General features: G+C 76.7%; 17 protein-coding genes. 6 read left to right on the plus strand and 11 right to left on the minus strand.

The window, feature by feature from the left end; genetic code table 11:
- The first annotated feature begins 5 nt into the window (after positions 1-5).
- The 3 genes from ACIP67_RS02915 (at position 6) to ACIP67_RS02925 (ending at position 4,170) form a co-directional block, all read left to right on the plus strand.
- A complete protein-coding gene (locus ACIP67_RS02915; RefSeq protein ID WP_401686349.1) occupies positions 6-1,466 on the plus strand; it encodes an MFS transporter in 1,461 nt (486 codons plus the stop codon).
- Between the two features lie 212 nt (positions 1,467-1,678).
- Positions 1,679-3,274, plus strand: coding sequence for a class I adenylate-forming enzyme family protein (locus ACIP67_RS02920; protein WP_401686352.1), 1,596 nt, complete (start codon positions 1,679-1,681; stop codon positions 3,272-3,274).
- A gap of 53 nt (positions 3,275-3,327) precedes the next feature.
- Complete coding sequence (locus ACIP67_RS02925; protein ID WP_401686355.1) at positions 3,328-4,170, plus strand: DUF4437 domain-containing protein; 843 nt, start codon at positions 3,328-3,330, stop codon at positions 4,168-4,170.
- A gap of 88 nt (positions 4,171-4,258) precedes the next feature.
- Here ACIP67_RS02925 and ACIP67_RS02930 read toward each other — a convergent pair whose 3' ends face one another.
- Positions 4,259-5,707 (minus strand): dihydroorotase family protein, encoded by a 1,449-nt coding sequence (locus ACIP67_RS02930; protein WP_401686357.1) that lies wholly within the window; start codon positions 5,705-5,707, stop codon positions 4,259-4,261.
- A gap of 138 nt (positions 5,708-5,845) precedes the next feature.
- On the opposite strand from ACIP67_RS02930, the gene ACIP67_RS02935 reads away from it, so the two are divergent.
- The 3 genes from ACIP67_RS02935 (at position 5,846) to ACIP67_RS02945 (ending at position 9,535) form a co-directional block, all read left to right on the plus strand.
- The gene (locus tag ACIP67_RS02935; protein ID WP_401686360.1) at positions 5,846-7,096 is read left to right on the plus strand and encodes a CaiB/BaiF CoA transferase family protein; all 1,251 of its coding nucleotides are present in this window, start codon (positions 5,846-5,848) and stop codon (positions 7,094-7,096) included.
- Positions 7,097-7,202: 106 nt separating this feature from the next.
- A complete protein-coding gene (locus tag ACIP67_RS02940) occupies positions 7,203-8,051 on the plus strand; it encodes a cyclase family protein (RefSeq protein ID WP_401686362.1) in 849 nt (282 codons plus the stop codon).
- Positions 8,048-9,535, plus strand: a complete 1,488-nt coding sequence (locus ACIP67_RS02945) for an MmgE/PrpD family protein (RefSeq protein ID WP_401686365.1) — start codon at positions 8,048-8,050, stop codon at positions 9,533-9,535. Before ACIP67_RS02940 ends, ACIP67_RS02945 begins: the two co-directional genes overlap by 4 nt.
- 597 nt (positions 9,536-10,132) lie before the next feature.
- Here the strand turns inward: ACIP67_RS02945 and ACIP67_RS02950 are convergent.
- From ACIP67_RS02950 to ACIP67_RS02995, 10 genes are all read right to left on the minus strand, one after another.
- Positions 10,133-10,987, minus strand: a complete 855-nt coding sequence (locus ACIP67_RS02950; RefSeq protein ID WP_401686368.1) for an HpcH/HpaI aldolase/citrate lyase family protein — start codon at positions 10,985-10,987, stop codon at positions 10,133-10,135.
- A 4-nt stretch (positions 10,988-10,991) separates the two neighbouring features.
- Positions 10,992-12,155, minus strand: coding sequence for an acyl-CoA dehydrogenase family protein (locus ACIP67_RS02955; protein WP_401686371.1), 1,164 nt, complete (start codon positions 12,153-12,155; stop codon positions 10,992-10,994).
- Between the two features lie 3 nt (positions 12,156-12,158).
- A complete protein-coding gene (locus tag ACIP67_RS02960) occupies positions 12,159-12,623 on the minus strand; it encodes a Zn-ribbon domain-containing OB-fold protein (RefSeq protein ID WP_401686374.1) in 465 nt (154 codons plus the stop codon).
- Positions 12,620-13,768, minus strand: a complete 1,149-nt coding sequence (locus tag ACIP67_RS02965; protein WP_401686377.1) for an acetyl-CoA acetyltransferase — start codon at positions 13,766-13,768, stop codon at positions 12,620-12,622. Before ACIP67_RS02965 ends, ACIP67_RS02960 begins: the two co-directional genes overlap by 4 nt.
- Positions 13,765-14,208, minus strand: coding sequence for a MaoC/PaaZ C-terminal domain-containing protein (locus ACIP67_RS02970; RefSeq protein ID WP_401686380.1), 444 nt, complete (start codon positions 14,206-14,208; stop codon positions 13,765-13,767). The genes ACIP67_RS02965 and ACIP67_RS02970 overlap by 4 nt, the downstream gene beginning before the upstream one ends.
- A complete protein-coding gene (locus ACIP67_RS02975) occupies positions 14,205-14,984 on the minus strand; it encodes a MaoC family dehydratase N-terminal domain-containing protein (protein WP_401686383.1) in 780 nt (259 codons plus the stop codon). The genes ACIP67_RS02970 and ACIP67_RS02975 overlap by 4 nt, the downstream gene beginning before the upstream one ends.
- Complete coding sequence (locus tag ACIP67_RS02980) at positions 14,981-16,078, minus strand: RidA family protein (RefSeq protein ID WP_401686386.1); 1,098 nt, start codon at positions 16,076-16,078, stop codon at positions 14,981-14,983. The genes ACIP67_RS02975 and ACIP67_RS02980 overlap by 4 nt, the downstream gene beginning before the upstream one ends.
- A 61-nt stretch (positions 16,079-16,139) precedes the next feature.
- Complete coding sequence (locus ACIP67_RS02985; RefSeq protein ID WP_401686389.1) at positions 16,140-17,726, minus strand: MmgE/PrpD family protein; 1,587 nt, start codon at positions 17,724-17,726, stop codon at positions 16,140-16,142.
- Positions 17,719-18,966: a CaiB/BaiF CoA transferase family protein gene (locus ACIP67_RS02990; RefSeq protein ID WP_401686391.1), complete on the minus strand. Its 1,248-nt coding sequence runs from the start codon at positions 18,964-18,966 to the stop codon at positions 17,719-17,721. The genes ACIP67_RS02985 and ACIP67_RS02990 overlap by 8 nt, the downstream gene beginning before the upstream one ends.
- Entirely contained in the window at positions 18,963-20,003 is a 1,041-nt protein-coding gene (locus tag ACIP67_RS02995; RefSeq protein ID WP_401686393.1) for an LLM class flavin-dependent oxidoreductase, read from the minus strand. Before ACIP67_RS02995 ends, ACIP67_RS02990 begins: the two co-directional genes overlap by 4 nt.
- Positions 20,004-20,036 lie beyond the last annotated feature (33 nt).

Consider the following 20,036-nt stretch of genomic DNA (forward strand, 5'->3'; position numbering starts at 1 on the left):
ACGCCGTGCCCGCAAGCGACGAGGCCGGTGAGGCCGGTGAGGCCGGAAGGACCGGGCCGGGGAGCGCGGCCGCCTCCGAAGCGCGCCCGGACACGCGGGAGTTCGCGGTGTTCCCCGGGCGTCCGGCGGTCACGGTCCGCCGGGGGGACCCGGCCCCCTTCGGGTGGTGGCCCGCCGTGTGTGTCGCGCTGGTGGCCGCGGTCGACCGGATCGAGTACAACCTCCTGGCCGGTGCCCTGCCGGCGATCCAGGAGGAGTTCGGGTTCGGCGACGCGGCCGCCGGCGCCATCGCCACGGCCGGTTCGATCGCCGCCGTGGTGCTGCTCCTGCCGGCCGGGAGGCTGGCCGACCGGGCCCGCCGTACCTGGACCGTCTCGGCCGTCGTCGCGGTGTGGGCCCTGCTGACGGTGGGCACCGGGCTCGTCGGGAGCTACGCGACGCTGTTCGCCGTCCGGGTGCTGCTCGGCTCCGCCGGCCAGTTGTACAACCCGCCCGCGTCGAGCCTCCTGGCCGACTTCCATCCGGGCTCCGGCCGGGGCAGGGCCTTCGGGTTCGAACGCATGGCCTACTTCGGGGGGCTGCCGATCGGCGTCGTCGCCGGGGGTGCCCTGGCCGAACACTCCGGCTGGCGCACCGGGTTCTTCCTGGTCGCCCTCCCCGGCGCGGCCGTCGCCCTCCTGGTGCTGACCCTGCGCGAACCCCTGCGCGGCACGGGCGACCGGCTCACCCTCTGGTACCGGAGCGGGGAGGGCCCGCCCGTGCCCCCGGCGCCGGCCCGCCCGCCAGGCGCGCCCCGCCCCGCGGAGCCCGGCACCCCCCTGCGGCGGCAGGTCGCGGAACTCCTCGCGATCCCCACCCTCCGCTCGGTCGTGACCGGACTCGCCATCGTCTTCTTCGGCCTGGGCGGACTCTTCTACTGGATGCCCTCCTTCTACGGCCGGAGGTTCGGCCTGGGCGAGGCCGACGCGGCGGCGGTGGCCGGCGGGGCCGGACTCGTCGGCATCGTGGCGGGCATCCTGCTCGGCAGCCGCCTCGGCGACCGCCACCACGGCTCCCACCCGGGCCGGCGCGTCGCCGTCGGCGGCGCCGGGCTCACCCTGGGCACCTGCGCGCTCACGGGTGCCGTCGGCCTTCCGTTCCTCATGCCGCAGGTCGTCTGCTTCACCCTGGCCAACGTCGGGTTCGCCATGGCGCTGGCCAATCTGACGGCCGCCAACGCCGACGTCGTGGCCGCCCGGCACCGCGGCCTGGGCTTCGCGGTCCTGCAGATGCTGGTCACGCTCGGCGGATCGCTGGGCCCCTGGCTGATCGGCGTGGTGTCCGACGCGACCGGCTCCCTCGGCGTCGCGTTCGCGGCGGTGCTCGCCCCGCTCTCGGTCGGCTGTGCCGTCGTCCTGCGCGCACGGGCGACGTACGAGGCCGACGCGGCCGCCGCCCTCGCCCGGTCCGGGGAGGACGACGGTTGACGTCGCGCCCGGCCACCCGGCCACCGGTCGCCCGGCCACCCGGTCGCCCCGGCTCCTCGCGCGTCCCCGGCGTCGCCCGCGCGTGCCCCGCGCCCCCGCCGCCACTCCCTGCCGTTCCGTTCAGAGAAACAAAGTTGACACTGGTGGAACGATGGCGGTACACAGGGGAGGAGCTGATCCGCACTCCGCCGGGTCCGTGGGAAGGACGCGTCATGCCTGATGCACCACCCCCGCCCGCCGCGGTCCGGCGGATCCTGGCCGGAGGGGCCGCCGTCACCATGGCGACCGGGGTGCGGGAGCGCGCCGTCGACGCCGCCGGACGCGTCGCCGTGGTGGACGGCGGACGCACCCTGACCTTCGCCGCCCTGCACGCACGGTCCAACCGGCTGGCGCAGGTCCTGCTGGGTGCGGGGCTGGCGCCGGGCGACCCGGTGGCGGTCCTGCTGGGCAACCGGCTGGAGTATCCGGAGGTGGCCGCGGCCCTGGCCAAGGCCGGGCTGCCGATGGTGCCGTTGGGCCTGCGCCAGACCGCGCCCGAGATCGCCTGGATCGTCGGGCACAGCGGTGCGCGGGCCCTCGTCGTCCAGGACGAACGGGCGGAGGAGGCCGTCGCCGCCGTCGGCGCGAGTGCCGACCGCATCGCGGTCGTACTCACCGTCGGGGGCCCCGGACCGGGGCTCGGCTACGAGCGGGCGGTCGAGACCGCGCCCGACCGTGACCCCGGGGTGCCCGTCACCGGTGACGACGTCTTCTGCGTCCAGTACACCTCCGGTACCACCGGCCGCCCCAAGGGCGCCCTGCTCACCCATGGCGGCCGGGCGCTGACCGCCCTGCTGTCCGCGCACGAATGGGGCCTCGGCGCGGGCCGGACGAGCATCGCCGTCGCCCCCATGAGCCACGGCGCGGGCTTCATGTTCGGCTTCGCCCCCGTCCTGACCGGCGGCACCGTCGTCATGCTGCCGCGCTGGGAGCCGGCCCGGCTGCTGGAGCTCGCCCAGGAGCACCGCGCCCGGTCCGTGTTCCTGGTCCCCACCCACGCCCAGACCATCCGCGCCCTCGGGGAGGACGCGCCCTCCCGCTACCGGCTGCCCGCGCTGGACACCCTCTACTTCAACGCGGCCGCCCTGCCGGTCCCGTTGAAGGAGTGGGTGCTGGACGCGTTCCCGCGCTGCGGCGTCCACGAGCTGTACGGCTCCACCGAGGGCGGCGTCGTCACCGACCTGCGCCCGCCCGACGCCCGGCGCAAGGCCGGCTCGGTCGGCCCCGCCTGGTACCTGACCGAAGTGCGCGTCGTCGACGACGACGGACGGCCCGTGCCGCCCGGTGAACCCGGCGAACTGTTCAGCCGCTCCCCGTTCCTGATGGCGGGCTACCTGGACGACCCCGTCGCCTCCGCCGCCTGCCGGGCCCCCGACGGCGCCCTCTCCGTGGGCGACGTGGCCACCATGGACGACGAGGGGTACGTGACGATCGTCGACCGCAAGAAGGACGTGATCGTCTCCGGAGGGCTCAACGTCTACCCCCGCGAGGTCGAGGAGGCCGTCCTCGCCCATCCCGCCGCGGCGGAGTGCGCGGTGGCGGGCACCCCGGACCCCGTCTGGGGGGAACGGGTCACCGCCTTCGTGGTCTGGGCCCCGCACGGCACCCCGCCGGACCTGGCGGAGCTCGTCGGCTTCCTGCGCCCCCGGCTGGCCCCCTACAAACTGCCGCGCCGCCTGGAGACCGTGGGCACCCTGCCCCGCAACGCCGCGGGCAAGGTCCTCCGGCGCGAGCTGCGCGACGCGGCCGGACCCGAACCGGCCCGGTAGACCCCCGTGCGGCCGATCCCCGTACGGCAAGACGACCGAAAGGCGGCGGTGCGGTGCGCCCCCATGTGGAACTGATCCACGAGGACGACTACGTCTGGCATCCGGCAGAACTCCCCGGCGGCACCGGAGAGGTCCGTGAGCGCCGGCTGAGCACGGACGAGGAGGACGGCTCCAGCGCGCTCTCCCTGGAGTTCGACACGGACTTCACGCGCGGCGGCGGAGTCCCCTCCGCCGACACCGAGTTCTTCGTGCTCTCCGGACGACTGACCTACGGCACGACGGCCCTGGGCCCGGGCGGCTATGTGCAGGTTCCCGCCGGAGTGCCCATGGACACCGTCACCGTCGCCGCCGGCAGCCGGATCCTGCACTGGCGCGAGTACGGCCCCTCCGGCTTCCTCGCGGGCGGTGAGCGCGCCCCCGACGCGGAGGGCGAGGTGACCGTGCGGGACTCCGAAGCGCTGGAGTGGACGGCCGCGCCCACCGTGGGCCCCCTCACCCCGCTCTTCATCAAGCTCCTGCACCGGGACGACAAGACCGGCTTCTACACCCGGCTGATCCTCGCCCCCAAGGGGTGGACCGACCACCGGCTGGCCCACCATCCCTGCTACGAGGAGTTCTACACGCTCAGCGGGCGCATGACCTACAACTTCGGGGACATCGACCCGGGCACGTACTGCTTCCGGCCGCCGTTCGTGAAACACGGGCACTTCGTCGCCGAGGAGGACACCACCTGGATCATCCGCTCGGACGGCGAGCTCATCAACTGGTACACCACCGACGAGTGGATCAACTGGGGAGGCGAGGCGGAGAACTACGAGCCCCGTCAGGCCCCCCAGCCGTCCACCATGCCGCTGCGCTCCCGCTCGCGCGGGGCGTGGAGCCGTGACGGCATGTGAGCGGCCCGGCGGCGGACGGCCGCGTGACCTGCCCCCGGGCCCGCCGCCCCGCGCGGCGGGCCCGGCCCCGTCCGGCGTGCCGCCGGGATCAGCGGATCAGGCGCTGACCCTGCGGAGGACCGGTCACCTCGCCGTCGCGGTGGACGACCTGTCCGCGCAGGACCGTGACCCGCGGCCACCCCCGCACCGTGCGCCCGGCGAACGGGCAGTGGTCCTGGCCCGACAGCAGCAGCTCCGGGGTCACCGTGCGCTCCAGGTCCAGGTCCACCACGACCAGGTCGGCGTCGTGCCCGACCATCAACGAGCCCTTGCGGCCCGCCAGTCCGTACGCGGCGGCCGGGTTCGCCGACACCAGCTCGGCGATCCGCCGCAGCGGCAGCCCGCGCCGGTGGTACCCCTCCGACAGCAGCAGCGGATAGAGCAGGGCCGTACCGCCGAACCCCGGCAGCGCGGGCCACAGGGCGTCGCCCTTGCTCTCCTCCATGCAGCAGGCGTGGTCCGAGGCGACCCAGTCGACCGTGCCGTCCAGGACGCCCGCCCACAGGGCCTCGTTGTCGGCGGCCGTGCGGATCGGCGGGTTCACCTTGGCGCCGAGCCCCGCGCCGGCCGCGTCCAGGCTGTCGTGGTCCAGGCACAGATGGTGCAGGGTCACCTCGGCGCGCAGGTCCGCGCCGGGCGCCGCGGCGCGCGCGGCGCGGGCCGCGTCCAGGGCCTGCGCGCTCGACAGGTGCAGCAGGTTGACCGGACAGCCGGTGGCGTGCGCCAGCGTGGCCGCCTCGCCGATGGCGACCCGCTCGGTCAGCGGCGGCCGCGCCTCGCTGTAGGCGCGCAGCGTCTGCGGGTCGCCCGCCGCCCGCACCCGGTCGATGAACAGCCGCATCAGCTCCGCCTGTTCGCAGTGCAGGGAGAGGGACACCCGCCCGTCGGGACGGGTCGCGTCCGCCGCCGCGACCGCCTCCATCAACTGGTACAGATGGCCGAGGTCGTACTCCTCGCCCTCGGCGGTCATCCGGAAGCCGCGCGCGTCACGGGAGTCCGCCGCGAGGTTGAACCCCTTGTAGAACATGTAGAACTTGAACGAGCTCACCCCGGCGTCCGCGACCAGCGCGGGTATCTCCCCGATCTGCGCGGAGTCCATCGGGGCCAGGTGGAACCCGTAGTCGGTGTGGGCGCGGCCCTCCACCGCCTTCAGCACCTCCGGCAGGATCCGGGCGTACGGTCCCGTCCGGTCGAGGTAGTGCTGCCCGGTGCGGAAGTACGACAGGACGCTGGTGACGCCCCCGACCAGGCTGGAGCGCGTCTCCTCGGCGGCGTCCACGCTGAGCGGCCGGTAGATGCCGAGGTGCAGGTGGGCGTCGACGGCCCCCGGGAGCACCGCCCGGCCGGAGGCGTCGAGCACCTCGTCCGCGTCCGAGGCGGGCAGGTCGTCGCCGAGGGCGGCCACCACCCCGTCCCGGACGGCCAGGTCGGCGCGGATCTCACCGGTCCAGGGCTGGACCAGCGTGCCGTTCTTCACGAGCAGGTCGTAGCGTGCCATGCCCAGCTACCGCCTTCCGGTCCCGCGTCCCCCATGAGGAAACGTCGTTTCTCTTTCACGTCGGCGTGCCGCATGCTAGCTTTTGGTAACGCTGTTCCACAAGGAGAAACAAGCGCGACTGAAGGGGGTGTGCACCGCTTGCCGTCCCAGGTCCCCGCCGACCGCACCGAAGCCGCCGACCCCGCCGGCCCGACCGGTACCGGCCCCCTTACCGGCCTCACCGTGCTCGACTGCGCCACCCTCTTCGCGGGCCCCCTCGCCGCCACCGTCCTCGGCGACTACGGCGCCGACGTCATCAAGATCGAACATCCCCGGCGCCCCGACCCCGCCCGCACCCACGGCCCGTCCCGCGACGGCGCCGGCCTGTGGTGGAAGATGCTCGGCCGCAACAAGCACACCGTCACCCTCGACCTCTCCCGGCCCGCCGGCGCCCGGCTGCTGCTGCGTCTCGCCGCCCGCGCGGACGTGCTCATCGAGAACTTCCGCCCCGGCACCCTGGAACGCTGGGGCCTCGCCCCCGACCGGCTGCACGAGGCCAGCCCGGGCCTGGTGATCGCCCGGATCACCGGCTTCGGCCAGTTCGGGCCGTACGCCCACCGGCCCGGATTCGGCACCCTCGCCGAGTCGATGAGCGGCTTCGCCGCCGCCACCGGGCAGCCCGACGGGCCGCCCACCCTGCCGCCCTTCGGCCTCGCCGACGGCGTCGCCGCCCTGGTCGCCGCCTCCGCCGTGCAGACCGCACTGCTGCACCGCCTCACCCACGGCGGCCGCGGACAGGTCGTCGACCTCGCCATCGTCGAACCGCTGCTCACCCTGCTCGGCCCGCAGGCCACCGCCTACGACCAGCTCGGCACCGTCCCCGAACGCCTAGGCAACCGCTCCGCCAACAACGCCCCGCGCAACACCTACCGCACCCGCGACGGACGCTGGGTGGCCGTCTCCACCTCCGCGCAGTCCGTCGCCGAGCGCGTGCTGCGCCTGGTCGGCCACCCCGAGGTGACCGAGGAGCCCTGGTTCGCCGGCGGCTCCGGGCGCGCCGCCCACGCCGACCTCCTCGACGCCCACGTCGGACGGTGGATCGCCGCCCGCGACCTGGACGAGGTGCTCACCGCGTTCACCGACGCCGACGCCGCGATCTGCCCCGTCTACGACATCCGGGACGTCTTCGCCGACCCCCAGTACAAGGCGCTGGACTCCATCACCACCGTGCAGGACCCCGACCTGGGACCGCTGCGCATGCAGAACGTCCTCTACCGGCTCTCCGCCACCCCCGGCGCCATCCGCTGGACCGGCCGCCCGCACGGCGCCGACACCGCGGCCGTCTACGGCGGGCGTCTCGGCCTCACCCCGGAGGAACTCGAGGCCCTCGCCGAGGACGGGATCGTCTGACGCCCCCGCGCGGGGCTCCGGACGGCCGGACGGGTCCTTGCGCCCGGCACGGCGGCGCCCCCGCCCTGCCGACGGCCCCCCCGCCGACGTCTGAGGAAGGAACCCCATGACCGGCGTCCCCGGCGTCCGCCCCGCGGCGCCCCCTCCCTGGCAGGCGCTCGCCGCCTCCCGCGTCCTCGACCTCGCCCAGCCGATGCGGCGGGGCATGCCCCAGTCGCCCAACCACCCGCCCTACCGCATGCTGCTGGAGCGCCGCCACGGCGACCTGGTGCGCGCGGACGGCGGCTCGGCCGCGAACGAGATCGTCATCACCGGCGGGCACGTCGGCACCCACGTCGACGCCCTCGCCCACGTCTCCCAGCACGGCCGGCTGCACGGCGGGCTGCCGGCCGCCGACGTGCAGAGCCACGAGGGCTTCGCCCGCCTCGGCATCGAGGAGTTCGCCCCGTACGTCGGCCGCTGCGTCCTGCTGGACGTCGCCCGCCTGCACGGCGTGCCCGTCCTGCCCGCCGGGTACGAGGTCACCGCCGACGACCTGGCCGCCGCCGAACGCGCCGCCGGCGTCACCGTCGCGCCCGGCGAAGCCGTCCTCGTCGGCACCGGCTGGTCCCGCCACTGGGCCGACGCGCCCGTCTTCGGCGGGCAGCACGGCGGAGCCCCCGGCCCCGGGACCGGCGCAGCGGACTGGCTGGCCGCCCGCGGCCCCGCCCTCGTCGGCGGCGAGACCATCGCCTTCGAGCACATCCCGCCCGGCCGCGGCCACGCCACCCTGCCCGTGCACCGCACCCTGCTGGTGGAGGCGGGCATCCACATCGTCGAGACCATGCGCCTCGACGCCCTCGCCGCGACCGGCACCGCCGAATTCCTCCTGGTCCTCGCCCCGCTGCCGTTCGTCGGCGCGACCGGCGCCCCCGCCCGCCCGCTCGCCCTGCTCCCCGAGGAACGCGCCGCGTGAACCGGACCACGACCCCCGGCGCCGCCGCCCCCGCCCCGATCGCCGCCCGCCTCGCCGCCTTCGCCGCCGACTGCCGGCGCGGCATCCCCGGGCCCGTCACCGCCGACGCCACCGGACGCGTCCTCGACTTCCTCGGCAACTGCCTCGCCGCCCTCGGTCCCCACACCGGGGAGAACCCCGAGACCGCCCCCCACCAGGCCGCGTCGCGCACCGCCCGCCGGGCCGGCGGACGCCCCGAGGCCACCGTCATCGGCGGCGGCGACCGGCTGCCCGCCGACCGGGCCGCCCTCGTCAACGGCACCCTCGCGCACGCCCTCGACTTCGACGACACCCACCTGCCGTCGGTGCTGCACCCCACCGCCGCCGTCCTGCCCGCCGCCCTCGCCGTCGCCGAGGCCCGTGCGGCGGACGGCCCCTCCCTGATCGCCGCGCTCGCGGCCGGCGGCGAGATCTGCGTCCGGCTCGGCACGGCCTCCTACGACCCCGCCCTGCGCAACTCCGTCTTCTTCGAACGCGGCCTGCACGCCACCTCGATCTGCGGCACCGTCGGCGCCGCCGTCGCCGCCGCCGTCCTGCTGGAGCTGCCCGCGCCGCGCATCGCCGACGCCATCGGCATCGCCTGCTCCATGGGCGCCGGAGTCATCGAGGCCAACCGCACCGGCGGCAGCGTCAAACGCGTGCACTGCGGCTGGGCCGCCCACTGCGGCATCACCGCCGCCCAGCTCGCCGCCGAGGGTGTCACCGGACCGCCCACCGTGATCGAAGGGCGCTTCGGCTTCCTGACCGCCCTCCTCGGCGACCGGTGGCACCCCGGCCCCCTCACCGCCGGTCTCGACGCGATGCACGACGCCACGCACTGGGAGTATCCGCGCACCGTCTACAAGCCGTACCCCTCCAACCACTTCACCCACCCCGGCATCGACTGCGCGCTGGCCCTGCGCGCCCGGGGCCTGGACCCGCGCACCGTCTCCACCGCCGAACTGGGCGTCGCGGCCGCCCCCCGGCGCACCATCGGCGAACCCCGCGAGGAGAAGCACCGCCCGCGCTCGCCCTACCACGCCAAGTTCTCCGGCCCCTACACCGTGGCCGCCGCGCTGCTGGCCGACGAGAACGCCGGACTCGGCCTGCACCTCGCCGACTTCACGCCCGCCGCGTTCGGCGACCCGCGCCGCCGCGCCCTCGCCGAACGCGTCGAGGTCGTCCCCGACGCGCTCTGCGACGAGGAGTTCCCGCACGCCTTCAGCGCCGTCCTGCGCATCACCACGCTCGACGGCCGGCGCTGGGAACACCGGGTCCCCGGCTCCCGCGGCGGCCCCGCCGCACCCCTCACCCTCGACGAGCTGGAGACCAAGTACCGGCTGGGCGCCACCCCGCTCCTCGGACCGGACCGCACCGCCCTGCTGGCCGCCACCGTCCGCGCCCTGCCGACCGAGGGCCGCGGCGCCGCCCGCCGCCTCCTGGACACCCTGCGCCCACCCGCCTGACGCCGTACGCACGGGGCCCGGCGTTCCGGGCGGACGGTGCTCCGGCAGGCGCCGGGTGCCGTACGTTCCCGCGGGGAGGGTGCCGACCGGCCCGCGACGACGGCTCTCGCCGACGCGGCCGGAGACGAGGGGGCGCGGGCCGTGCCCGCGCGGCGGCGGGGTCCCCCGGCACCCCCGAAGGGGATGGCACCCCCCGGGTGGCTGGTGCGGTCCGGTACCCCTGGGTGCCGGTGCCCCTGGGTGTCCGGTGCGGCCCGGTACTCCCGGGCGCCCGGTGCGGTCCGGCACCCTGGGTGTCCAGTGCGGCCCGGTACCCCCGGGTGCCCGGTGCGGTCCGGCACCCTGGGTGTCCGGTGCGGCCCGGTACCCCCGGGTGCCCGGTGCGGTCCGGCACCCTGGGTGTCCGGTGCGGTCCGGCACCCTGGGTGTCCGGTGCGGCCCGGTACCCCCGGGTGCCCGGTGCGGTCCGGCACCCTGGGTGTCCGGTGCGGCCCGGTACCCCCGGGTGCCCGGTGCGGCCCGGTACCCCCGGGTGCCCGGTGCGGTCCGGTACCCCTGGGTGCGCAGGGCGGCCCGGCACCCCCGGGCGCCCCGCCCTCAGCCGCCCCCCGCCAGAACCCGTCGGGCGGCGCGGACCACCGCCTCGTCGACCATGCGGCCGTCCGCGTCGACGATGACCGGGCGTCCGGCACGGGCCGCCGCGTCGAAGCGGTCCACCAGGTCGCGGGCGGCGGCCAGTTCGGCGACGGTCGGAGTGAACACCTCGTGCACCACCGGGATCTGCGCGGGGTGGATGCAGGCGCGCGAGCGGTAGCCCAGGCGGCGCAGTGCCGTGCTGGAGCGGCGCAGCGCCCCGAGGTCGCGGTAGTCGGTGCTCACCGGGCCGACCGGGGGGCCGATCCGGGCGGCCGCGCAGGCCAGGACCAGGCCGACGCGCACCGGCAGCAGCTCGCGCTCGTCGCCGGGGGCCGGATCCATGCCGAGGTCGGCCCGCAGATCGGCCTCGCCCGCCTGGAGGTGTGCCACGCGCGGGGCCTGGGCGAGAGCGGGGGCCGACAGCACCGCGCCGGCCGACTCCAGCAGCGGCGACAGGACGACGCGGCCCGGGGCGAGGCCCAGTGCGGCCTCCCGCTCGCCCAGCACCGCGTCCACCGCCGCCACGTCGTCGGGGTGCCCGCACTTGGCCAGGCACAGCCCGCGCAGCGCGGGGGAGACCACCGCCGCCGCGTCCACGAGACCGGCCGCGCCGGGATTGACCCGGACCCACACCTCGACCGGTTGCGCCGGGTCGATCCCCGCGAGCCAGTCGGCGGCGGCCCGCCGGGCGGCGTCCTTCGCGCCCGGCGCGACGGCGTCCTCCAGGTCGACGATGACCGCGTCCGCGCCGCGCTCCAGGGCGCGGGCGAGCATCGCCGGACGGTCGGCCGGCACATAGAGGTAGGAGCGGGCCACCGCGTCACCCGATCCTGGTCTCGCCGGAGGTGAGCCGCCGGGCGATCACGGTGCGCAGGATGTCGTTCGTGCCCTCGCCGATGCTCATCAACGCCGCGTCCCGGTACAGGCGTTCCACCACGAACTCCTTGGAGTAGCCGTACCCGCCGTGCAGCCGCATGGCGTCCAGCGCGGCCGTGACGGCCGTCTCCGAGGCGAACAGCTTCGCCATGCCCGACTCGGCGTCCGCCCGCGCCCCGCCGTCCGCCCGCGACGCCGCCCAGTACACCAGCAGCCGGGCCGCCTGCAGCCGGGTCGCGAGGTCGGCCAGACGCAGCTGCACGGCCTGGAAGTCGTGGACCGGCCGGCCGAACGCCTGCCGCCGGCCGGTGTACGTCAGCGCCTCGTCCAGCGCGGCCTGGGCGATCCCCACCGAGCGGGCCGCCACGTTGATGCGGCCCGTCTCCAGCGCCGACAGCGCCTGCTGCATGCCCCGCCCCTCGACCCCGCCGAGCAGACAGTCCGCGGGCACCCGCACCTGCTCCAGCAGCAGTTCGCACGTCTCCGTGCCCCGGTAGCCCAGCTTGGGCAGGTCCCGGGTGACGGTGAAGCCCTCGCTCGCGGTGTCCACCAGCAGCAGGCTCATGCCCCGGTGGGCGGGCCGTGCCGCCGGGTCCGTCTTGACCAGCACCGGCAGCATCCCCGCGGACCGGGCGTTGGTGATCCAGGTCTTGGCGCCGCTGACCACGTAGCCGTCGCCGTCCCGGCGCGCGGTGGTGCGGATGCCCTGGAGGTCGGTGCCCGCGTCCGGTTCGGTCAGCGCGATGCCGCTGCGGCACGCGCCGCTCGCCATCCCCGGCAGCCAGCGCAGCCGCTGCTCCTCGCTCCCGTGCCGGGCGATCAGCAGACAGGCCAGGGAGTGCGAGCCGAGGATGCCGGCGATGCCCATCCAGCCCCGGGAGATCTCCTCGAAGGTGAGCGCGAAGGACACCATGTCCACATCCAGCCCGCCGTACCGCTCGGGCACCGTGAGCCCGAACAGGCCCAGGGACCGCATCCCGTCGATGATCTCGGCCGGGTGCCGGCCGGACTCCTCCCACTCCCGGGCCACCGGGGTGATCTCCTTGGCGACGAAGTCGCGCAGCGTGCGGCGGAACAGCTCCTGTTCCGGTGTCAGGGCGAAGTCCACGGTTCACGGCTCCCGTTCGTCGGGCGGGCCGTCGCCCGGCCCGGGGGTGAAGGCGGGCTGGCGCCGGCCGTCCGGCAGCGGCCGCCAGACCAGCCGTACGGGCTGGTCGCAGCGGAAGGAGTCGGGGTCGCCCAGCAGGGGGACCAGCAGCACCGGGCCCTGCGCCAGCCGGACCCGGCCCAGGGTGTACGGCACGGGCCGTCCGGGCGGCGCCCGGTGCACGGTGGTGAAGGAGTCCAGCACCGCCGGGCCGCGCACCGGCACCTGGCGCAGGCCGTCGGTGCCGCCGCAGCGCACGCACAGCACGCGCGGCGGATGCTGGTGCCCGCCGCACCCGGGGCAGTGCTGGACGGTCAGCACCCCGTCCCGGGTGGCGTCCCAGTAGGCCGCGGTCACGGTGTCCGCGGGGGCGGGCGGCGGCCCGGGCAGGACGTCCCCGTCCGCGCGGACCGTCCCGTCGTCGCTCACCGGACGTCCTCCCGGGCCAGGACCACGGTGGCATGGCTGGAGAGGATGCCGCCCGTGCCGTGCGCGACGGCCGTCCGCGCGCCGGGCACCTGGCGCGCACCGCACTCGCCGCGCAGCTGACGCACCGCCTCGACCAGCAGGAACAGCCCGAACATGCCGGGATGGCCGTAGGACAGTCCGCCGCCGGACGTGTTGAGCGGCAGGGCCCCGCCGGGACGGATGCGCCCCTCGGCGACGAACGCGCCGGCCTCGCCCTCCCCGCACAGCCCCAGCGCCTCCAGCGACAGCAGCGTGGTGATGGTGAAGGAGTCGTAGATCTGCACGACGTCCATGTCGGCGGGGCCCAGTCCGGCGCGGGCCCAGGCCCGGTCGGCGGCCGCCCGCGCGCCGCTGTCCAGCAGGTCGTCGGGACCGGCCATGCCGGTGTGGCCGGTCGCCTCGCCGTAGCCGAGGACGTGCACGGCGGGCCGGCGCAGGTCCCGTGCCCGCTCGGCCGTGGTGAGGACCAGCGCTCCGCCGCCGTCGGTGACCAGGCAGCAGTCGGCGGTGGTCAACGGGCTCGACAGCACGGGGGCCGACAGCACCTGTGCGACCGTCAGCGGGCCGGCGGCGTACCGGTGGGCGTCCGGGTTGAGCAGCGCCCAGGCGCGGGCGGCCACCGCCACCTCGGCCAGCGCCTCCCGGCCGTAGCCGTGGCGGTGGAGGTAGCGGCGGGCGGCCATCGCGTAGTGCGACGCCGGGTACAGCGGGCCGGCCGGGGCCTCGAACTGCGCCTCCGGCACGGTCGGGTCGGCCGGTCCGGTCAGCGAACGGCGCCGCGCCGAACGCTGGTCGGAGCCGTAGGCGATGACGACCGTCCGGCACTGCCCGTCGGCCAGCGCCTGGGCGGCGCGGGCCACGAACATCTCGAAGGCGCTGCCGCCGGCGGACGTCGAGTCGGTCCAGACCGGCCGGATGCCGAGGTAGTCGGCGGCCTGGAGGGCGGGGAACCGGCCGATGCCGGCGGTGGCGAGACCGTCCACGTCCGCCAGGGCGAGCCCGGCGTCGGCCAGGGCCCGGGTGACGCCCTGGGCGAGCAGGGCGAGCGCGGGCCGCCCGGTGACACCGAGGTCCGAGGTGGCCGCGCCCACGATCGCGGCGGTCATGGCGCCTCCCCGGGGCGCGGTCCGGCGGGCGGCGGGGCCAGGGTGAGCGTGGCGCCCGCCGAGGACACCGCCGTCCGCGGCCGGTCCCCGGTCACCTCGACGCGCTGCTCGACCGTCACCAGGTCCCCGTCGACCGCGGTGACCCGGCCGGTGCACAGCACGCTCTCCCCGGCGAACACCGGCCGCGCGAACCGGAAGCGGAGGGTGCGCAGGGTGCACTGCGGCCCGAGCCAGCCCTGGAGCTGTTCGGCGAGCAGTGCGCCGAGGACCTGGCCGTCGACGACCGGGCCGGGCAGCCCGTGCGCGGCCGCGTGGACGGGGTCGTAGTGCAGACGGTGCCAGTCCCAGGTGGCACCCGCGTACGCCACCAGCCGGGTCAGCGGGAAGTCGCGGCGCAGCGGCGGCACCACGGCGCCGGGCAGCACCTGGGGGCCGGTCACCGGGCCTCCCCGGAGGGGGGCACGGGAGCGGCCGCTGCGTCCGCGGCGGTGGGCGGGGGTGTGGTGGGTGGGCTGGAGGCGGTGGGCGGGCCGGAGGCTCCGGGCGGGGGCGTCGCGGGTGGGCTGGAGGCGGTGGGCGGGGGTGTGGTGGGTGGGCTGGAGGCGGTGGGCGGGCCGGAGGCTCCGGGCGGGGGCGTCGCGGGTGGGCCGGAGGCGGTGGGCGGGGATGTGGTGGGCGGGCCGGAGGCCGCGGGCGCGGGTGTCGCCGGTGGGTCGGCGGTCAGGGCGATGTACAGCATGGTCTCCTCGTTCTCGGCCAGCAGCTCCCCGCCGGAGGTGTAGGCGCAGTGCGAGCGCACGACCAGCATCGGCAGCCTGCCGCCGGTGGTGCGCTCGGTCACCGAGGTGAGCGTCCAGGTGGCGGTGATCCGGTCGTCGGGGCGCACCGGCCGGTGGAAGGTGTACGCGTTGCCGCCGCGTACGGCCCGGGTGCCGGGGACGTCCACGCCCCAGGTGTGGCCGGCGTAGCCGTCGGCGTCGGGCGGCAGACCCGCGTACTGGTTGGTCTCGCACACCAGGGTGGGCGGGGCGACGACGTCGGGGTGGCCGTGGGCGCGGGCGTACGCGGGGTCCAGGTGCAGCGGGTCGCCGTTGCCGGTGGCGAGCGCGAAGTAGCGGATCGCGGCGCGCCCCAGCTCCTCCGGCGCGGTGTAGACGGCGGTCCGTCCGGTGAGCCGCCGGCGCAGCGCGTCCGTCAGCAGGATCGGCTCGGTCACCGGGTGCCTCCCGGGAGGGCGACGGGCTCGACGGAGGCGGCGGGGACGGCGGGGGGCGTCCCGCGCAGGACGGCGGTCGGGAACACCTCGGTGAGGAACTCCCGGCGCAGCAGACCGGCGCAGCCGACCGTCGTCACCGTCGGCCGCGGACCGGGGCCCAGCGTCCGGGCATAGGCCGCGGCGACGGCCGCCCGCTCGCCCAGGGCGGCCGGGCACAGGTACTCCTCCACGGACACCAGGTCCCCGGGGCTCCCGCCGGCCGCGGCCACCACCTCCAGCACGGCGGCGAGCACGGCCCGCGTCTGGGCGACCGGGTCGCCGGGGTGCAGGGCCCGCTGGGTCTCCATGTCCAGTGCGGCGAACCCCGACATGTGCAGGGTCCGCCCGGCGAGCACCCCGGGGCTGTAGGTCAGCGTGTCGTAGCGGCGCCAGCCCGGGTTGACGGCGGTCAGCGGATGCCGGGAGGCCGTGACGTCGAGGGCCACCAGCACCCCCGGGGCGTGCAGCCGGGACATCAGGATGCCTCCCGCGCCCGGGAACACCCCGGCGCCGCCGAGGAGTTCACGGCGCGGGCCCGCGCACCGCGGATAGGCGCGGCGGGTCGCGGGGGTGGTGTAGTCGAACGTCGTCACGGCGTGGTCCAGGCTCAGGCCGGCCCGCTTCAGCAGCCGGCCGGCCCGGCTCAGGCAGGAGGCGTACTGCGCGACGAAGTCGTCCGGGTGGACGAGGCCGCCGTGGTCGTCGAGGGGCAGCACGGTCGGCAGACGGACGGTCCCGGCGCCGGACGCGTCCGCGCCCGGTCCGGCGTCGGCGTGCACGGCGAGCAGCGCGCCGGGGTCGGCCAGCGCTTCGACCACCACCGTGCGCAGGTCCTCGCCGGCCCCGGGGAACACGGCGGTCCGGGCCGCTTCCACCTCCGGGTAGGCGTCCAGCGCCGCGACCGTGACGTACTCGGTGAGGCGGACGCCGCCGGGGTCCGGCAGCCGGGCGTGCAGGGCCCGGAAGGCGGCCCGGGCCTGCCCGGCCGGATCCGGCCCCCGGCCTACGACGGCCTGGCCGCCCCGGCGCGGGGCCCGGGGCTGTGCTGCGGTCAACGGGTCCTCCGGAGGTCAGGTCGGGAGCGGTGGGAGCGGTGGGGGAGTGGGGCGGGGCTCGTCACGGGTCGGCGGGCGGGCGGGACAGGGCGTCATCGACGAGTCGCAGGACCGCCGTCAGGCCGTCCTCGCGGTCCAGGCGCAGCACCCGTTCGGCGAGCTCCCTCGTCACGGCCGTCTCGCCGCCGGCGTTGGCGTGGAACTTGGCGACGACGCGGTCGGTGCCGGGTGGGCGGGCGGGACCGCCGTCGACCCGGACGTCGAGCGAGGTGCCGTCGGCCAGGTGCGCCCTGAGGTCGCCGGGCGCCTCGGCGTCCGGTCCGGCGTAGGGGCGCACCACGTGCGAGACCCGCGCGGCGAGGGACCGGGCGTCCGCCCGCACGAGGGCGGCCGGACCGTAGGTGCCGGGTGTCAGACGCCCGTCGAGCAGCATGAGCGCGGTACTGAACGGCAGGGAGAACTTCGCCTCGTACGGGCTGCGCGGGGTGACGCGGTGGGCGCGGGGTTCGCACACCACGGGCACGGTGCCCGGCGGCACCGCCGCGACGACGGACACGAGGGCGCCGGGACCGGGACCGCCGGGGTCCGCCAGTCGTCCGCGCAGTACGGCGGCCGCGTCGAGGGTGCGGTGCAACAGGTGGCAGCAGGGGTGGAGTTTGCTCTCCACGGCGGTGACGTGCCACATCTCGCCCAGGTCCCCGGCGATGTCGGCGGCCGTGGCGCGGCGGTCGGCGAGGGCCGCGTAGACGCCGTGGCGGCCCTCCAGGACGGAGGCGGGCCCCTGGGCCCCGGCGGCGGCGAGCCGCGCGGCGAGCAGCCCGGCGTGCGCGCCGAGGCCGGGGTGGAGGGCCTTGGTGTCGCTGCCGGCGTCGAGGAACTCCAGCAGTCCGCCCGCGCCGCTGCCGGCGAGGCCGAGGGCGTGGGCCGTGACGTCGGCGGGCTGCCCGGTGAGGACCGAGGAGGTGACGGCGGCCGCGAAGACCGTCGCGATCTGGGTCGCGTGCAGGCCGCGGGCGTGGAACCCGTAGGGGGCGCCGAGTCCGACGCGCAGCGCGGTCTCGTACCCGGCGGCCGCGGCGACCAGCAGCGCGGGGCCGTCGGCCGCCGTCTGCCGGCCCACCGCGAACAGGGCCGGCAGCACGGCCGCGGTCGCGTGCACGAGCGCGCCGGGGTGGGTGTCGTCGAAGTCCAGGGCGTGGACGAGGTTGCCCAGTGCCAGCGCGGCGGCGGGTGCGCCGACCGGGGCGGACAGTCCGGGGACCGTCGCCTCCGGCGGGCCGCCGAGTGCCGCCGCGACGGCCAGCGCGGGCCCGGCGTGGCCGGTGCGGGCCGCCGCGAGCACACAGCCGAGGCCGTCGAGGAGCTGCCGGCACACGGCCCGCCGGACCACGCTGGGCACGGTGGCCGGGGTGAGTCCGGTGGCCCACTCGGCGATCAGCTGCGCGGCGGTCGCCTCGGCGCCCGGGCCCGGGGCGAGGGGCACACCATGGCTGTGGCTGTGGCTGTGGTTGCCGCCGTGGTGGTGGTCGTGCTCGTCGTCGTGGTGGTGCGGGGACGGCCCCGGCCGCGCCGGTGGAGTCGTCGTCCCGGCGGCGGGCGATGCGGTGTGCGGGGCCGGGGAGGGGCCGGCCGGTGCGGGGTCAGACACCGAACGCTCCCGTCGCGCGCAACGCGGCGATCCTGGCGTCGTCGTAGCCCAGGACGTCGCGCAGGACGGCGTCGGTGTGCTCGCCGCGCCGGGGCGCGCGGGGCGCGGGCCCGTCGGGGCGGGGGCCGACCCGGACCGGGCTCGCCGGGGCGCGCACGGTGCCGAACCGGGGGTGCGCGCTCTCGGTGACGAGGCCGCGGGCCGCGGTGTGCGGGTCGGCGAGGGCCTCGGCCACGGTGTGCACCGGTGCGCAGGGCACGCCGGCCGGGGTGAGGACGGCGAGCCACTCGGCCACCGTCCGGGCCGCGAACAGCTCCTCCAGCTCCGGCACGAGCTTGTCGCGGTGTTCGCGGCGGCCCGCGAAGCCGGCGTAGGGGTGGCCCGGTTCGGCCCACTCGGGGTGGCCGAGGAGCGGGGCGAGCCGGCGCCAGAACTTCTCCTTGGCGCACCCGACCACCAGCCAGCCGTCCCGGGCGCGGAAGGCCTGGAACGGCACCAGGGAGGGGTGGGCGGAGTGCCGGGTGCGGACCGGCGCGTAGCCCGCGGTGAGGTGCCAGGTGGCCGGATAGGTCAGCATGGAGACGGCCGTGTCGTACAGCGAGACGTCGCAGTCGCAGCCGACGCCGTCGCGGCGGGCCGCGTGCAGCCCGGCGAGCAGGGCGACGGCGGCGACGTACCCGCCCGAGTAGTCGACCAGCGACAGACCGGACTTGGCGGGCGGCCCGCCCGGTTCCCCGGTCAGGTCCATCCAGCCGGCCAGTCCCTGGAGGACGTAGTCGTAGCCGGGCTGCCGGGAGCGCGGTCCGGTCATGCCGAAGCCGGTGAGGGAGCAGCACACCACCGCCGGGTTGAGGTGCCGCAGGTCGGCGTGGGTGATGCCGATGCGGGCGGGGACGTCCCCGCGCAGGTTGGAGTAGACGGCGTCGCTGTGCCGCACCAGGTCCTCGAAGACGGCCCGGCCGGACGGGGTGGTCAGGTCCAGGCCCACGCTGCGCTTGCCGCGGTTGAAGGTCTCGAAGAACAGGGAGTCCTCGCCGTCCTGGTACGGGGGCACGTAGCGGCCCACGTCCCCGCCCGAGCGGGGCTCCTCGATCTTGATGATCTCGGCGCCGAGTTCGGCCAGGTGCCAGGTGCCGAACGGGCCCGCGCCGTACTGCTCCACGGCGATCACCCGTACGTCGTCCAGCGGACGGCGGGCGGGCGGTGGGGGTGCGGTGGGGGCGGTGGGGGCGGTGGTCATGGGCGCAGCTCCCGGATGAGGTCGAGGACGTGGGCCTGCGACTCGCGGATCTCACGGGGGGTCAGTCCGTGCACGGGCGGGGTGATCTTGAGGCTGTCGGCGAGGCCCGCGTAGCCGGTGAGACGGTCGGCGACCTGGTCGGGGGTGCCGCAGACGGTGAGGGCGCGGGTCATGGCCGGGTCGACGGCACCGGCCAGGTCGCCCGCGCGGACGCCGGGTCTGCGGAACTCCTCGGCCACCCGGCCCTGCGGCGCGGCGAGTCGGTGGGCCGCGAACAGCGGGGCGTAGGTGCGGACCGAGGCGTAGAACCCGACCCCGCCGGACGCCCGGCGCAGGGCCTCCGCCGGGTCGGGGTGGACCGACACGCAGGCGGAGGCGACGACTTCGAGGTCGTCCGGTGTGCGTCCGGCCGTGGCCAGGCCGGCGCGCAGGGCGGGCAGCACGGTCTCGCGCAGATGGGCGGGGGAGCCGAGTTCGTGTCCGATCCAGCCGTCGCCGATCTCGCCGGCGAGCCGGGTCATCAGGGGCCCGGCGGCGGCGAGGTGGACGGGGACGCGGGTGCGCCGGGGGAGCGGTCGCCGGTAGCCGCGCACGCGGAGCGCGGTGAGCGGGCCGCCGGCCTCGATGGGGTCGCCGTCGGCGCAGCGGGCGACGAAGGCCCGGACGCACTCCACGGTCTCGCGCAGCCGCTGCGCCGGGTGGTCGAAGCGCACGCCGTGCCACTCCTCGTTCAGCCGGCGCACACCGGTACCGAGACCCAGCACCGCCCGTCCGTCGGAGAGTTCGTCGAGGTCGAGGGCCTCCAGGGCGCAGGTCATGGGGGAGCGGACGAAGGCGAGGGCGACGGCGGTGCCGATCCGCGCGGTGGTGGTGGCGCAGGCCAGCGCGGCGGCGGTGACGGTGGCGCTGCGGTGGAGTTCGGCCGCCCACAGGGTGTCGGCGCCCGCCTCCTCGGCGAGCCGTCCGGCGGCGGTGAGTTCCGCCAGGTCCGCGCCCCAGGGTGCGTAGCCGAGCCTGGGCAGGGCCGGGGTGGTCATCGAGGGGTCCGGGCGGCGGGGTCGGGGTCGGGG

It is taken from the genome of Streptomyces sp. NPDC088812 (assembly GCF_044750285.1).
In the GTDB taxonomy this organism is placed as follows: domain Bacteria; phylum Actinomycetota; class Actinomycetes; order Streptomycetales; family Streptomycetaceae; genus Streptomyces.

Coding starts and splice junctions, on each gene's coding strand:
- ACIP67_RS02920 (WP_401686352.1), top strand. CDS start 1,679: ATGCCTGATGCACCACCCCCGCCCGCCGCGGTCCGGCGGATCCTGGCC.
- ACIP67_RS02930 (WP_401686357.1), bottom strand. CDS start 5,707: ATGGCACGCTACGACCTGCTCGTGAAGAACGGCACGCTGGTCCAGCCC.
- ACIP67_RS02940 (WP_401686362.1), top strand. CDS start 7,203: ATGACCGGCGTCCCCGGCGTCCGCCCCGCGGCGCCCCCTCCCTGGCAG.
- ACIP67_RS02965 (WP_401686377.1), bottom strand. CDS start 13,768: ATGACCGCCGCGATCGTGGGCGCGGCCACCTCGGACCTCGGTGTCACC.
- ACIP67_RS02990 (WP_401686391.1), bottom strand. CDS start 18,966: ATGACCACCGCCCCCACCGCCCCCACCGCACCCCCACCGCCCGCCCGC.
- ACIP67_RS02995 (WP_401686393.1), bottom strand. CDS start 20,003: ATGACCACCCCGGCCCTGCCCAGGCTCGGCTACGCACCCTGGGGCGCG.